The 14,456-nt window shown below is 32.1% G+C and carries 15 protein-coding genes and 1 other annotated feature; of the genes, 1 reads left to right on the top strand and 14 read right to left on the bottom strand.

The genetic code is table 11. The features are described from left to right. Positions 1–135 precede the first annotated feature (135 nt). Positions 136–357: a binding site (T-box leader), on the bottom strand. Between the two features lie 4 nt (positions 358–361). From V6137_RS12060 to infC, 7 genes are all read right to left on the bottom strand, one after another. After that, positions 362–475 carry a YqzL family protein gene (locus tag V6137_RS12060; protein ID WP_425448190.1) on the bottom strand — a complete coding sequence of 38 codons (114 nt, stop codon included), beginning with the start codon at positions 473–475 and terminating at the stop codon, positions 362–364. Between the two features lie 53 nt (positions 476–528). Beyond that, complete coding sequence (rlmB, locus tag V6137_RS12055) at positions 529–1,338, bottom strand: 23S rRNA (guanosine(2251)-2'-O)-methyltransferase RlmB (RefSeq protein ID WP_425448189.1); 810 nt, start codon at positions 1,336–1,338, stop codon at positions 529–531. A gap of 13 nt (positions 1,339–1,351) precedes the next feature. Then, the gene (locus V6137_RS12050) at positions 1,352–2,002 is read right to left on the bottom strand and encodes a potassium channel family protein (protein WP_425448188.1); all 651 of its coding nucleotides are present in this window, start codon (positions 2,000–2,002) and stop codon (positions 1,352–1,354) included. A 13-nt stretch (positions 2,003–2,015) separates the two neighbouring features. Then, positions 2,016–3,371 carry a TrkH family potassium uptake protein gene (locus V6137_RS12045; protein WP_425448187.1) on the bottom strand — a complete coding sequence of 452 codons (1,356 nt, stop codon included), beginning with the start codon at positions 3,369–3,371 and terminating at the stop codon, positions 2,016–2,018. Between the two features lie 249 nt (positions 3,372–3,620). Beyond that, positions 3,621–3,974, bottom strand: coding sequence for a 50S ribosomal protein L20 (rplT, locus tag V6137_RS12040; protein WP_425448186.1), 354 nt, complete (start codon positions 3,972–3,974; stop codon positions 3,621–3,623). Positions 3,975–4,003: 29 nt separating this feature from the next. Further along, a complete protein-coding gene (rpmI, locus tag V6137_RS12035) occupies positions 4,004–4,201 on the bottom strand; it encodes a 50S ribosomal protein L35 (protein WP_425448185.1) in 198 nt (65 codons plus the stop codon). Positions 4,202–4,219: 18 nt separating this feature from the next. Next, positions 4,220–4,759, bottom strand: a complete 540-nt coding sequence (infC, locus tag V6137_RS12030; RefSeq protein WP_425448192.1) for a translation initiation factor IF-3 — start codon at positions 4,757–4,759, stop codon at positions 4,220–4,222. A 503-nt stretch (positions 4,760–5,262) separates the two neighbouring features. On the opposite strand from infC, the gene ftsH reads away from it, so the two are divergent. Then, positions 5,263–6,831 carry an ATP-dependent zinc metalloprotease FtsH gene (gene ftsH, locus V6137_RS12025; RefSeq protein ID WP_425448184.1) on the top strand — a complete coding sequence of 523 codons (1,569 nt, stop codon included), beginning with the start codon at positions 5,263–5,265 and terminating at the stop codon, positions 6,829–6,831. Positions 6,832–6,841: 10 nt separating this feature from the next. Here the strand turns inward: ftsH and V6137_RS12020 are convergent, their stop codons facing one another. The 7 genes from V6137_RS12020 to V6137_RS11990 form a co-directional block, all read right to left on the bottom strand. Then, complete coding sequence (locus tag V6137_RS12020; protein ID WP_425448183.1) at positions 6,842–7,189, bottom strand: hypothetical protein; 348 nt, start codon at positions 7,187–7,189, stop codon at positions 6,842–6,844. A gap of 8 nt (positions 7,190–7,197) precedes the next feature. Further along, the gene (locus tag V6137_RS12015; protein WP_425448182.1) at positions 7,198–7,542 is read right to left on the bottom strand and encodes a PqqD family protein; all 345 of its coding nucleotides are present in this window, start codon (positions 7,540–7,542) and stop codon (positions 7,198–7,200) included. A 385-nt stretch (positions 7,543–7,927) separates the two neighbouring features. Beyond that, on the bottom strand, positions 7,928–9,871 hold the full coding sequence (locus V6137_RS12010; RefSeq protein WP_425448181.1) for an OPT family oligopeptide transporter: 1,944 nt from the start codon (positions 9,869–9,871) through the stop codon (positions 7,928–7,930). A 133-nt stretch (positions 9,872–10,004) separates the two neighbouring features. Then, positions 10,005–11,684, bottom strand: coding sequence for a carbon starvation CstA family protein (locus tag V6137_RS12005; protein WP_425448180.1), 1,680 nt, complete (start codon positions 11,682–11,684; stop codon positions 10,005–10,007). Positions 11,685–12,031: 347 nt separating this feature from the next. Beyond that, positions 12,032–12,634: a DUF445 domain-containing protein gene (locus V6137_RS12000; RefSeq protein WP_425448179.1), complete on the bottom strand. Its 603-nt coding sequence runs from the start codon at positions 12,632–12,634 to the stop codon at positions 12,032–12,034. Between the two features lie 81 nt (positions 12,635–12,715). Next, on the bottom strand, positions 12,716–13,681 hold the full coding sequence (gene ytxC / locus V6137_RS11995; protein WP_425448178.1) for a sporulation protein YtxC: 966 nt from the start codon (positions 13,679–13,681) through the stop codon (positions 12,716–12,718). Positions 13,682–13,695: 14 nt separating this feature from the next. Beyond that, positions 13,696–14,448, bottom strand: coding sequence for a DUF6873 family GME fold protein (locus V6137_RS11990; RefSeq protein ID WP_425448177.1), 753 nt, complete (start codon positions 14,446–14,448; stop codon positions 13,696–13,698). Positions 14,449–14,456: the final 8 nt, after the last annotated feature.

Genomic DNA, 14,456 nt, shown 5'->3' with positions numbered 1-14,456 from the left:
CCGCCGACTTCCTTCAGATTCCACCTCACGGTGGACACCCTTGTCTTCAGCTAGCACCTATATCACCTTCGGTGTTCGGGACTTTCACCCTATAGACTGTGTCCATGCTGGGCACACATAAAAAAACTTCATCCCAAAAGGGACGAAGTTCTCCGCGGTACCACCCTAATAGCTTTAAAAAAATATATAAAGCCTCTCAGTTTTATAACGACTCTAAAGCCGGCTTAAGTTTACTATTATTTCAACTTAGCAGTTTAGGAGTGAACTTCAATATCAACCAGTATAGAAATGTTTCCAGCCTAGACATTTCCTCTCTATAAACCTTTAGATATTTACTCTCTCCATCATAACCTTTAATATATTAGTTTATTAATAATTTCTTGTACATTAAATAAGCATCCACTGAGCCAGTTAACTTAAAAACTTTCCAATAAAATCTAGCACTAATCACAAGGTTTACACCTCTCTTTGCCATTTATTTAAATTATAGCACGAGGTGGATTAAAACTCAAGGTGGATATGGTTAATTTACTTTTTTATAGTCCTTTGTCTATTTGCTTCATACATGATAATTGCAGATGCTATAGCAGCATTTAATGATTCCGCATCTCCAGACATAGGTATCTTTACCACAGAATCACACATTTTCATTACATTATCCGTAATTCCTGAAGCCTCATTTCCAATTATCAATGCAAAATCTTTAGAAAAATCTTCATCATAACAAAATCTCGTTGTTTCTAATCCAGCTGCAATAATAGTTATATTGTTATTTCTAAGTACATTTATAACATAATCAATGCTATCTGCCATAATAATAGGTACATGAAATACAGAACCCATAGTGGAACGTATAACCTTTGGATTATATATATCAACGCATCCCTTTGTAACTACCACTCCATTTGCCCCCATGGCATCAGCAGTTCTTATTATCGTTCCTAAATTCCCCGGATCTTGTAAATTATCTAATAGTATAAGAAAGTTATCTTTTTTCTTTAATACACTGTCTAAAGATCTATTCTCCATATTTAACACACATATTATTCCCTGTGGTTTTTGGGTATCTGAAATTTCCCCTAATATTTTATCAGTAGTATGATAGATTGTGTGACCTTTCTTCTCCATTCTTGTGAGTAGGTCCTCCCCACCATTAACTTCACATAAGCCATCAGAAAATATTATAAAATCAATGTTCTTTCCTTTATCTAAAGTTTCCTCAACTGCCCTTACACCTTCTATAAAATATTTTTCCTCTTTCCATCTATTCCGCTTTCTATGTAATGATTTAACTAGCTTAATAGTTTTATTTGAGGAGCTGGTGATTTTTTGAAACATACATACACCCCAATTACTTATTTTTCTCAAGTTTTCTTAAGTCTTCGTTATTTCCTATTACTATAAGTACATCTCCCTCTTTTATAATGTCTTCAGCATAAGGAGATATATTTATATCCTTACCATGTTTTATAGCCATAATATTTATACCATATTTGGTAGGTAGCCTTAGGTCAATTAATGCTTTTCCTTCCCAACTTTTAAGTGGAGCTATCTCTACTATACTATAATCTTGAGCAAGCTCTATATAATCAAGTATATTTGAGGCTACTAAGTTATGGGCAACTCTAGAACCCATCTCTCTTTCAGGATAAACAACCCTATCTGCACCTATTTTCCTAAGTACTTTTCCATGTAAATCACTCTGTGCCTTTGCTATTACTGTTTCCACACCTAATTCTTTAGCAATTAGAGTACCCATTATAGAAGCTTGAATATCTGTTCCTATGCTAATTACTGCCACATCAAAATTTCTAATACCCAATGTTCTTAATGTGTTTTCATCTATAGCATCTGCTTGAACTGAATGGGTTACCAACTCTGATATTTCTTGCACCTTTTCTCCATCTTTATCGATTGCTAAAACATCGTGACCTAGGCTATAAAGACTAGTTGCTACACTAGCACCAAATCTTCCACACCCAATTACAACAAATTGTTTCATTTTCTTCACCTTCCTACCCTACTAATATTCTTTCTTCTGGATATCTATAATTACCATCTTTTTGACTTCTCTTCTTAGCAAATGCAAATGCCAACGTTAAAGGTCCAACCCTACCTATGAACATAGTAAATGTTATAATAAGCCTTCCAACAACAGTTAGCTCTGGAGTAAGACCTCTACTTAGACCTACAGTTCCAAATGCAGAAACTGCTTCAAAAAACACATCTATAAAAGCTTTACCCTCTGTTATTGATAATGCCATAGTAACTAATATAACTATTAGTAATCCAATCCCCACTACAGTTAATGCTCTAAAGATCAGGTTATGGGGTATTCTTTTTCTATATATCTCAACATCTTCTCTACCTTTAATAACAGATGACATTCCTAATATTATTGCTCCAACGGTTGTAGTCTTAATTCCTCCAGCAGTTGAGCTTGGAGAACCTCCAATAAACATAAGTATTATTATTAAAAATGCTGTAGCATCTTTTATTTCTCCCATTCCAACACTATTAAATCCTGCTGTTCTAGGAACTAATGCCTGAAACCACGATGCCAACACTTTACCTTTTATAGATAATTCACCTAATGTATTGGGATTATTATATTCTACAACAAATACAAATAAAAATCCTATAAGCAATAGTACTCCTGATATAACAAGGACCAGCTTAGTATGTAAAGAAAACCTTTTAAATCTTTTATTTCTAGTTATGTCAATATAAACAGTATATCCTAGCCCTCCCACTATAACTAATAATCCTATAACTATATTAATCAATGTATCATTTACAAAGGGTTCCATACTAGAACCTATCAAATCAAATCCAGCATTACAAAATGCCGATATAGAGTGGAATATAGAAAAACCTATACCTTTGGATATACCGTATTCTGGTATAAACCTAGTGGATAAAAGTACGGCACCTATGCCTTCAATTAAAAAGGTAGAAAAAATAACATACTTTATTAGTTTAACCAACCCCGATAAGTTAAATTGGTTCATTTCTTCTTGAATTATTAACCTTTCCTTCAATGTTATCTTCTTTCCCAACAATAAAGCCACCAAAGTAGCCATAGTCATAAACCCTAGTCCACCAATTTGTATCAATGTAAGTATTACTATTTTCCCAAATATAGTCCAATGGGCCGCTGTATTAACTACAATTAATCCAGTTACACAAACAGCAGATGAAGATGTAAATAAAGCATCTATAAATCCAATACTTTTACCATCTTGAGAAGCAATTGGTAAATTTAGTAGTGTTGCTCCTATTAGTATCAACCCAGCAAAGCCTAAAACAAGTATCTGTGCTGGGTCAAGTTTTAGTCTATTATTCTTATTTGGTAAACTTATAGTAATCATCCCCTAGCATATTTTTTCATATTATTTTCTTATTATACCACTTTATCGGTAAGTTTAAAAGTAAATCTACAAAAGCCTTATGGCTTTTGAATTTTAAATTATAAATTGTAAATTTTAAATTAATTTGTAGCATGAAATTTTACGACCGTAAGGAGTAAAATAACCTTATCTATTCTTTATTCTCTATTATTTATTTTTTGAAATAAAAAAAGCCCCGCAAAACCGGAACTTTTTATCATCTATGATTTCCTATTGATTTTCTTTTGATATTTCAACTAATTTTGAAAATCCTTCTGCATCATGTATAGCCATTTCTGATAACATCTTTCTATTCACTTCAATATTAGCCTTTTTAAGACCATTTATGAATCTGCTGTATGACATACCGTCTTTTCTTGCAGCAGCATTTATTCTTGTTATCCATAGCTTTCTAAAATCTCTTTTTCTTAATCTACGTCCAACGTATGCATATTGTAAAGATTTCATAACAGCTTGATTAGCTGGTCTGAATAATTTACTCTTTGCTCCGTAATATCCCTTTGCTAACTTCAATATTTTCTTGTGCTTCTTCTTAGCATTTACTGCTTTTTTTACTCTAGCCATTGTTCTTACCTCCCTTATCTATATCTTGATTACTTATATGGTAATAGTACCTTGTATTTTTTTGTATCAGCTTCTGATAAAGTAGAACCTTTTCTTAATTGTCTCTTTCTCTTTGCTGTTTTCTTAGTTAAAAAGTGACCTCTATAGTTACTTTTCTTTTTAATTTTTCCCTTTGCTGTTTTCTTAAATCTTTTTGCAGCTCCTCTGTGGGTTTTCATTTTTGGCATGATAATCCTCCTTCCAGTTTATAAGCTTTTTGGGCTTAAAAACATAATCATGTTTCGCCCTTCCATCTTAGGTCTTTTCTCTATCTGACCAAACTCTGCAGTTTTGTCAGCAAATTTCATTAGAACTTCTCTACCTAATTCAGTATGACCTAATTCCCTTCCTCTAAATCTTACTGTAACCTTAACTTTGTCTTCTTTTTCTAGGAATTTTCTAGCTTTTTTAGCCTTAACCTCTAGGTCATGTTCCTCTATCTTAGGTGTAAGTCTGATTTCCTTTATGTTTATTATCTTTTGATTTTTCTTAGCTTCTTTTTCTTTCTTAGCCATTTCATATTTATACTTTCCGTAGTCCATTATCCTACATACTGGCGGCTTTGCCTTTGGGGCTACCTTAACTAAGTCCATCTTATTGTCATCTGCCATTTGCTGTGCTTTTTTAACCGGCATTATTCCCAGTTGATCACCGTTACTGCCTATCAATCTTACTTCTCTATCCCTGATCTGCTCATTTATTTGAAGTTCTTTAATATTGAGACACCTCCTGAAAAATTCATATATTTAGAAACTAAAAAAAACGAATAGAATAAACACTATCCGCCTTAAAATTAACAGTAAAGGTACACACTACTCCCGTAGCCACAATATTACTGCAAATATTAACCCTATTAGCCACGCCATAGGGTGAGAGGCGGATACCTCTACTTCCTTTTTCATGAACACTCTTTTTATATTATATGCTAAGGAATTTATTCTGTCAACTGTTTTTTTATATTATTTATTTAATTTCTTTAAATAGTAGCATGGAATGAATTCCACACTACGTTCCATACAATAGTTTCAACCTTTCCCATAAACTAGGGATGTCTAGTCCCTACTCAAATAAAATTTTATGACCATCGGGAGTAAAATCACATTATCTATTCTTTATTCTCTATTCTTCATTCTTTGTTTTTAACAAATCTTTCCTACATCAATATCCAAATACCCTTCATATAAAATTTTACCTTTGGTTAAACTATTATTATCTAAGAACCAAATTTTTAAACAATAAAGGTGGTAATATGTTGAAGAAAAAAATAATTTTCATCCTATCTATAATAGGAGTAGTATTTTCTTCTTTCTTAGTATATAGTCAATATTTTCAAAACACTTCTTTAACTTCTGTCAATATAAGTGACAGGATATTAATATGGATAACTACTCTATTCTTATTAATATATTACTTAAAACTTGACAACAAACCTCAACTGGTTCCTGCTACTATGAACACTGAGAAAAAGAAAAAAGATGAAAGTCCTAACGAAAACAATCAAAAAAAACCCGACGTGTCATTTAATGATGTAGCGGGTCTAGAAGAGGTGAAAGAAGAGTTACAGGAAACTATCGATTTTATAAACCATCCCCACAAATATATGAGTATGGGAGCTAAAATTCCAAAGGGTATATTGTTTTATGGTCCCCCTGGAACTGGCAAAACATTATTGGCAAAAGCAGTGGCTGGAGAAACAAATTCTAACTTTTTATATTCAAGTGGTTCCGAATTTGTTGAAAAATATGTGGGAGTAGGTGCGAAAAGAATTAGAACCCTATTTGAAAAGGCAAAAAAAGATGCTCCTAGTATAATCTTTATCGACGAAATAGATGCCATAGGGTCTAGACGCAATGCAGAAAGTAATAATGAAAAGGATCAAACTTTAAACCAGTTACTAGTAGAATTAGACGGTTTTAATAGATCTAATACTGTTGTGGTTATAGGTGCGACAAATCGTCTAGATCTTTTAGATGAAGCTTTACTTCGCCCCGGTAGATTTGACAGACACATAAGGGTCGGTAACCCAAATATAAGGTCTAGAGAAGAAATATTAAAGGTGCATACTAAAAACAAACCCTTAGAAGATAGTGTTAATGTGGATGATATAGCCAAAAAAACCCATGGTTTTTCAGGAGCCCAGCTTGCTAACATCGCAAATGAAGCAGCTATAATAGCAGTAAGAAATCAAAAAAGAAAAATAGATCTTCAAGATTTTGAATTTGCCATTGAGAGGGTCGTTGCTGGCTTAGAAGTTAAGAATCCTTCGGTTTTACTAAAGGAAAAAAACATAGTAGCAAATCATGAAGCAGGCCATGCAATAGTGGGAAAAATACTAAATGTTGATATGATACAAAAAATATCAATAGTTCCCCGGGGAGAAGCCCTTGGATATGTGTTAAAATTCCCCGATGAAGATAGATACTTATTGACTAAAGAAGAGCTTCTAAATAAAATTAAAGTCTTACTAGCAGGTAAAGCCGCTGAAGAAATAATATTTAAGGAAGTAACTACAGGCGCCAGCAATGACCTAGAAAAGGCAACTGAGATAGCTAAGGAAATGGTGTGCAAGTATGGTATGAGTTCCATTGGTAATATATCTATAAAGGAACAATATGTAAAAGTGAATTTCAATAAAATAGATAAAGAAATAAAGAAAATAATTAATAGTTGTTTTGAAGAATCTGTTAAATTAATAAAAGACAATAGAACCATTTTAAATGATGTAGCAAACCTCCTTTTAGAAAAAGAAGTTCTTACTGGAAATGAATTGGATGAGATTTTTAATAGACATAAAAGAACTCCAATAAATACCACTTAAAAAGTGGTATTTAATTATTTATATAATATCTTTTTTCCTTTCCACTATAGTCCACATTAACCACAGATTCATCTATCATATTATCTAAAATCATCTTTGTAAATTTTTTAGAATCTTTTACTACCAATTTCTTTCTTGTCCCAATTTCCGAAACTTTTAAATTAGTAAGTATTCTTGCTATCTCTTTTTTAGTCATCTTTCCATTTCTTTTTAATACCTTAATAACCAATCTTTTAGCTTTAAGATTAAGTTTGTGATTTAGCTTAACAGGCATTTTTTGCTCTTTTATGTATCCCCAAGAAAATACTATAATAGTAGCTATGGCAAATAAAATAATTCCAAGAATGGTAATCCCCATAACATCACCTATCCTTCAATAAGTTTAATAAAGTTATTGTTTTTTAATATATTTATATATGTAAAAAGCCTCTCATTCAGTGGTTCTGCTTTTTCTCCAAATTCGGCTTTTACTATCTGTGATAATTCATATACATTTCTATTTCCATCTATATGTTTCCATACAAGACTCCCCATTTTATCCAAATCAATAACCGTCTTATTCGGTGTATAAAAAAGTTTCCTAACTATCCTATCTATTAACTTATCCCTTTTTATTATCAATTGAACTACTTCATCATCTTTAATTTCCCAGTCCAATTTTTCTGATTTTACAGGAACCATCATCAAAGCATTCTGTTTTTTTAACCCCAATCTATATGCCCCCTTTTTTTTTAGAGAATAGAGAAAAAAAGAATAGAGAATAAATTTAAGTTGGGGGATTACGAATCCCCCAACAACCAAATATGAATCACACACTAACCAAATATGAATAACACACCAACCAAATACGATTTACACAACAACCAAATACGAATTACACAACAACCAAAATAGTGAATAGTTAACAGTTGACAGTTATGGTACTTTTACTCACTTCGTTCGTGGAAGATTATATTACAAATCAGTTTCAGCTGATTTGCACCTTAACTGTCTACTGTCAACTGTCAATTTTCAACTACAAGTGTAGTGTGGAATTCATTCCACAGTCTCCTTATCTATTCTTTATTCTCTATTATTTATTCTTTATTTTCTACGTTTATTCTTTCTTAACTTTTCTCCAGAAAGAAGATTTCATAAATGTTAGTACTATTACTGCAAATGCTATTACAGCTACAAACCTATATTGGGTAACCCCTAAGTTTATAGCATCTGATAAATGCTTGGGATCTCCGTTGGCAAAGGTTCCCACTTTAATAACTGCAAAGGCAGCTAATAATATACCTACCAAACCTTCTCCTGCCACAAGACCAGAACCATATAAAATTCCACCATCAACTTTTTCTTTAATATTAGATACTTTATCAAGTATTCCCCTTAAAAGACCTCCTATCATTATAGGGACACTTAAATGTATAGGTAGATATAATCCAACTGCCACTGGTAATACAGGAACCCCTAGTAATTCTATAAGTGCACCTATACCCATACCAGCAAAAATTAGAGTCCAAGGTAAATTACTATTCATAACACCTTCAATAACAAGTCTCATCATTGTAGCCTGAGGAGCTGGTAAAGCTGCCGAGCCTAATCCATGGGCACTATTAAGTAATACTAATGTTCCACCGATTGCTAAACCAGAAGCCACAACTCCTATTAACTCTCCATATTGTTGTTTTTTAGGTGTTGCTCCAACTAAAAATCCAGTCTTTAAGTCCTGGGATGTATCCCCTGCTATGGCAGAAACGATACATATAACTGCGCCGACAGATAATGCTCCTATCATACCCTCTGGACCATCAAATTTAGTTGCTTTAAATATTATAGATGTAAATAATAATGTAGCTATAGTCATACCTGAAACTGGATTTGAAGAGCTACCAACTAATCCAACCAATCTAGATGATACTGTTGCGAAGAAAAATCCAAATACTGCTATCAATATTGCCCCTAGTATACCCACTGGAATAAAATCAGTGAACATAATAGCAACAACTATAACCAAGGAACCTATTATAACTGCCTTCATCGACATATCTTGATCGGTTCTTAAATCGGTTCCCCCATCAGCCCCTGCACTAAAACCACCTAAAGCATGCCTGAAAGTATTTACAATAAGTGGCAATGATTTTATCAAACTAATTAAGCCTCCAAATACAACGGCACCTGCACCAATATATCTTATATAGTTATCCCAAATATCCATATGATTCATCTGACTAATAGGCACAGATGCTGGATATATTGCTTCAGTAAGGCCACTTCCCACATGGGAAATAAGAGGAATTATTGCTAGCCAACCTAATACAGCTCCACCAAACATATATGCTGATATCCTAGGTCCAACAATAAATCCAACTCCCAGTAATGCCGGTTGAATATTTCCTCCTATAGCTGCATTTTTATAACCTGGTATTGTCCATTCAACTTGCCCTGGAAAAAGACCTAAACCTTCCTGTATAAACTTAAATGCTGCACCAAAACCTAATCCAGCAAATACTGTTTTAGCCTTTCCTCCCCCTGCTTCTCCTGCTTTAAGAACTTCAGAACAAGCTACTCCTTCTGGATAGGGTAAGGTTCCATGTTCATTTACAATTAGAGCCTTCCTTAAAGGAACCATAAATAAAATACCAAGAAGACCCCCTACCAATGCTATTATTGTTATTTTAAAATAACTGGGTTCTGCCATCCCAAACTCTTTTGACCAAATAAATAATGCCGGTAAAGTAAATATTGCCCCCGCTGCTAGGGATTCCCCTGCTGAACCTATAGTTTGAACTATATTATTTTCTAATATAGAATCCCTTTTCATTATACCTCGGATAAATCCCATAGAAATAACAGCAGCCGGTAAAGACGCACTTATGGTCATACCTGCTTGTAAACCTATGTAGGCATTAGCAGCACCAAATACCACCGCCATAATAACACCTAGTATGATAGACAATGCTGTAAATTCCGGCATTATCTTATTGGCCGGTATATACGGTACAAATTCTTCTTTTGAAGTAGTTTTAGCTACCCCATTCCCTGTATCTGACATTTTAATCCCCCTTATAACTTAATTATAAATAATTATGACTACTTTTCCTCTCCCCTCCTTTATATATTTTTTTATTGTGAAATATTAAGTCCCTAATAAAATAATATTAGGTTAATATTATTTTATTCCATATTTATACCTCTATCGTCTCTTTAGAGCGGTTTTCTCTAATAGCCTTAAATGATTCTATAATCATCCAAACCTCTAACATCATAATTATTATGCTTATAAAAAACAACAACCATTTAGAGTCACTAAAATAGTTTAGTATATTATGAACCATACCCCAACCTGTCATTATCATCATAAAGACCATTGGCAGTAGTGTATATAAAATAGGCTTTCCTTTTTTAGATAAATATACTGTTATCACCATTAAAGATAAGCCTGCTAATAGCTGATTAGTAGCACCAAATAATGGCCATAGTATCATGGCACCAGAGCCTCCCGGTTCAGCCATTGCCAACAATACAGCCGTTATAACTGCAAATAATGTTGCTCCATATTTATTTGTCAATGGTTTTATATTAAGTCCTTCTGCAACTTCACTGACTACGTATCTCTGTATTCTTGTAGCCGTATCAAGGGTAGTCGCTGCAAAACTTACAATGAAAACAGCCAGGACTGTTTTGGCAAATCCAACACCTACTCCTAAACCTGATATAAAATTAGCTCCCCCATCTACAAAAGCTCCTAATTTTGCGCCTAAACTACTGGCTGAAGACCAATCTGCATATCTTTGAGTCCAAGCTGCCGTATCTCCTAATCCCGCTGTACAAGCTAGTATAACTAAAATTGCCAGGGCCCCTTCCATAAGCATACCCCCATATCCTATAGTTAAAGAGTCCTCCTCTTGTCCCAGTTGTTTTGAAGACGTACCCGACGAAACTAAACTATGAAATCCAGAAATAGCTCCACATGCAATAGTAATAAATAAAAATGGTAATACAGGGGGAGCTCCTTCTATTCCAAACCTAGTAGCTGGGGCGGTTATGGTGGGGTGTACTACAACCAATCCCGCTATTAATAAACCCATAGCTACTAAAAGTTCATGGGAATTAATATAATCCCTAGGTTGTAACAGTGTTTGTACCGGTAAAACTGATGCTATAAAGGCATATGTTACTAAAAGGAATACCCAAACCAATATTTCCTCAAGTCCAAATATCTCTGGTATATGTATGTCATTAAGATAAGTTGCTCCAATCCAAATTGTTATGTACATAAGAATAATAGCAATTATAGATAGCCATCTTATATTCATATTTCTTTTATAAACTAAGTAACCTAATAAGACAGCTATAGGTATTTCCATCCAGACTGGAAATATTGATGCCGGATACATCATAAAAAGCTTACCAATTATCATTGCAAATATAGCAATTACAATAAGTAATAAAAAGAATATGACGATAAGAAAAAGATTTCTCGATGTGGGACTCACTATGTCTTTAGTTACATCTCCAAGGGATTTCCCTTGTTTTCTAGCTGAAATAATCATTGCTCCAAAGTCGTGGACTGCTCCCATAAATATGGAACCTACAAAAACCCATATAACTGCTGGAACCCATCCCCATATAACCCCTATGGCTGGCCCTACTATGGGACCTGTCCCCGCTATAGAAGTGAAATGATGTCCAAATAGTATGCTTCTCTTGGTAGGTACATAATCTACACCATCATTAATTTGATTCGCTGGAGTAATATTTTTATTACTCATCTGAAATAACTTATCTCCTAAAAACTTACCATAGGTTTTGTAAGCAACTATAAATCCTATATAGGTTATAATCGCAAGTAATAAAGCATTCATAAAAATCCCCCTAATATTTATTTTATTTTAAAAAATTATTTTCGGGTTTATGAATATATATTTTATTGAGATATTATTACTGTTGTTTCAAGCTATTCTAGGATATGTTAAAGAATTTGAAATTTGTATATAAGTGTAAGTAATGTTATATGTAAAGATATAATAAAACTAACTAAGCATATATATTTTGAAGTTAATACTTTGAAGTGCCTATCTGAAGAGTCTATTAATAAAAAGCAATTAATTTATTACATTTTATTAATATTTATTTCATGAATATTCTATCACTTACATCCATTTTTTTCAATAAAAAAAATGCGACAATTTTCTAATGAAAATTGTCACATTTAGAATAATAATATTATTATACCTTGTACTACTCCTATTAGGAAACCCAATATTCCTCCCAATACTTCTATGTGCTTTAACTCTCTTTTCGCTATAGACATTACTATCTCTTCCATCTTCTCTAGCTCAAATTCATTTATTTTATCTTCTACTATCTTCGATAGACTAATTTTATCAGTGGCTTTGTTTATCATTTTTTCAGCCATATCCTTTAGAATTCTATCCCCTTCATCATCTATCATTTGATTTATATATTTAAAAATCGAACCTTTAAATGCACTTGGTATTATAGAAGGTAATTTTTTTTCAACAACATCTCCTATTTTTTCTTTTATTAACTCTTTAATTTCTGATATATTTTCTTCTTCGATTAATTTGTTAATAATATCATTGATCGATAATAACTCCGTTTCTATAACTTCACCTATACTTAGGGCTATTTCTTCCCTCCTCTTAGGTATTAATCCCTGAAATTTTATACCTATGATAGGAATCCTTACAGGTAATAAAGGCCTAAAAATTAATTTAATAGCCAAAATATTTGTAAGCCACCCTATTAAAGCACCTATAACAGCCAATATAATCATTTTTATAACTACCATAAAATCACCTCTTTAGCCAGAATACGACTAAATAATTATACCACAAAATAGAAAAAAGTAAAGCTCTATAAAATATAGAGCCTACTTTTTCTCTTTTTTACCTAATATTTCACTACTACATAAGCAACAGCCTTTGCAGATGGTAGTTTTATTAACAAATATACTCTTTATAACATCTACAACCTTTATATTTTTCCTATCTATTATGTGTATAACTATATTTCTAGGTGCTATGGTTATAAGGGAACTTATAAGCAGATCATCATAACTCATGGTTTCATCTACTATTTCGTCTGCTACTTCTTCTAAAAAATCATTATTTATCTTTTTATTATCATCATCATACAATAAGTACTTATTTTCTTTTATTATAACATTCACTGTGTTTAATTTAGGCTCTTGTATATCCACAAAATATTGAAGCACTTTAATAAATTCCCGATACTCCCTTTCCATAATAAAATCTTCTATATTTTTATCCAAGGTTTCATCTATTATATCTATCAAAAACTTTAATCTAAAGTTTACAAACCCCTCTATATTTATTTCATCATTCTGTTCTAAATATTCAATAACAGTTTTAGTAATCCTAGCTTTTTTGCTTATTCTATATACAATATCACTGGCATTTGTATAATCATTTTTATTTAAGTCATCTATCGTATTTTTTTTAATCATTTCTCTATCGCTCCACTTGAAGTGGGCACATTTTTCTAAAAGTAATCTATTAATAATCTTTTCTTGATAATACTTTAAAATTATCTCAGAAATAGCTGTAGCAACATAATGTTTAAAAATATCATTAATTTCTTTATGTTTTCGTTTTTTATAATTATTTTCTAAATCGTAAGATATAAAAACAGTATTGCCTATTGTTTTTCTTTGTAAATTTATATTAAAATCTTCTCCTTGAAAGGAGAATAATCTATCATTTATTATTTCATATGCTTTATCAAACTCATTTTTTATGCCTACGCAAAGTAATTCCACTAAATCCACTCCCTCCTGTGTAATAGTAGTATATGTTTTAGCTATAGGTATATTCATATCACAACTAAACATTAATTACATAATAAAGGAATAATTGAACCCAAATCAATTATTTCTTTATTACTTAAAAAAATTGGTTTAACTTCATGTTTTTTTAGAAATTTTTCAATATTATTATAATCTATATGTTTTTCATATTTTCCCGTAAACAGGATTTCCTTTTTTCTTAATAATCCACAGGTCCCTCCAATAAATCCATAGTCTAATCCAGGCAATTTTATAAATCCTTCTTTAATATACAAAACATCTATTCCGTATTTAAGGGCTTTATTATATATTGAAGGGTCCGAAGTTATTATAGTATTTTCTGATAAATTTGCAATAGAGCACTTTGTGTATCCTTGATTTACATCAATAAACTCTATACCTTCTTTTTTCAAATAATATAAAAGTTTCTCATCAGTATACTTTAAGTTATGTATCGCATACTTTGACACTCTAGCCACATTATAGGCTATATTATCAGGATATTCTTTCCCTAAATGTTTCTCGCCCTTTATAAGTTTAATATTTGTATTTCTTAGTTTATCTTTATAATAATAAAACATACTTGGTTCCACTATTAACGTGGTGTAATTTATTGGATGAAGTATTATATCGGGATGATAGGATATTGCTTCATAAAGTTTTTCATGTTTTATTGTAGGTATAACATTTATACCCATATGTACTAGTTTATCAATTATTTTCTTTCCTCTTCCATCAACAATCACAGTATCTGCCTTTTTATAAGGAATAAATGGGTTCCCTTTTCTTATTGACATTGTTACAC

Origin of the sequence: Dethiothermospora halolimnae, assembly GCF_037577855.1 — a bacterium.
GTDB classification, from domain to species: domain Bacteria; phylum Bacillota; class Clostridia; order Tissierellales; family VENL01; genus Dethiothermospora; species Dethiothermospora halolimnae.
Note: the sequence above shows the minus strand (reverse complement) of the source record. Positions and strands in the feature narration are given on the sequence as shown.

What these genes read in the sequence shown, in the direction of transcription:
- V6137_RS12000 (WP_425448179.1), bottom strand. Translation starts at nt 12,634, where the DNA reads ATGGTAGTTATAAAAATGATTATATTGGCTGTTATAGGTGCTTTAATA.
- V6137_RS12020 (WP_425448183.1), bottom strand. Translation starts at nt 7,189, where the DNA reads ATGGGGATTACCATTCTTGGAATTATTTTATTTGCCATAGCTACTATT.
- V6137_RS11990 (WP_425448177.1), bottom strand. Translation starts at nt 14,448, where the DNA reads ATGTCAATAAGAAAAGGGAACCCATTTATTCCTTATAAAAAGGCAGAT.
- rpmI (WP_425448185.1), bottom strand. Translation starts at nt 4,201, where the DNA reads ATGCCAAAAATGAAAACCCACAGAGGAGCTGCAAAAAGATTTAAGAAA.
- V6137_RS12005 (WP_425448180.1), bottom strand. Translation starts at nt 11,684, where the DNA reads ATGAATGCTTTATTACTTGCGATTATAACCTATATAGGATTTATAGTT.
- V6137_RS12045 (WP_425448187.1), bottom strand. Translation starts at nt 3,371, where the DNA reads ATGATTACTATAAGTTTACCAAATAAGAATAATAGACTAAAACTTGAC.
- rlmB (WP_425448189.1), bottom strand. Translation starts at nt 1,338, where the DNA reads ATGTTTCAAAAAATCACCAGCTCCTCAAATAAAACTATTAAGCTAGTT.
- V6137_RS12050 (WP_425448188.1), bottom strand. Translation starts at nt 2,002, where the DNA reads ATGAAACAATTTGTTGTAATTGGGTGTGGAAGATTTGGTGCTAGTGTA.
- V6137_RS12060 (WP_425448190.1), bottom strand. Translation starts at nt 475, where the DNA reads ATGGCAAAGAGAGGTGTAAACCTTGTGATTAGTGCTAGATTTTATTGG.
- rplT (WP_425448186.1), bottom strand. Translation starts at nt 3,974, where the DNA reads ATGGCTAGAGTAAAAAAAGCAGTAAATGCTAAGAAGAAGCACAAGAAA.
- ytxC (WP_425448178.1), bottom strand. Translation starts at nt 13,681, where the DNA reads ATGAATATACCTATAGCTAAAACATATACTACTATTACACAGGAGGGA.
- ftsH (WP_425448184.1), top strand. Translation starts at nt 5,263, where the DNA reads ATGTTGAAGAAAAAAATAATTTTCATCCTATCTATAATAGGAGTAGTA.
- V6137_RS12010 (WP_425448181.1), bottom strand. Translation starts at nt 9,871, where the DNA reads ATGTCAGATACAGGGAATGGGGTAGCTAAAACTACTTCAAAAGAAGAA.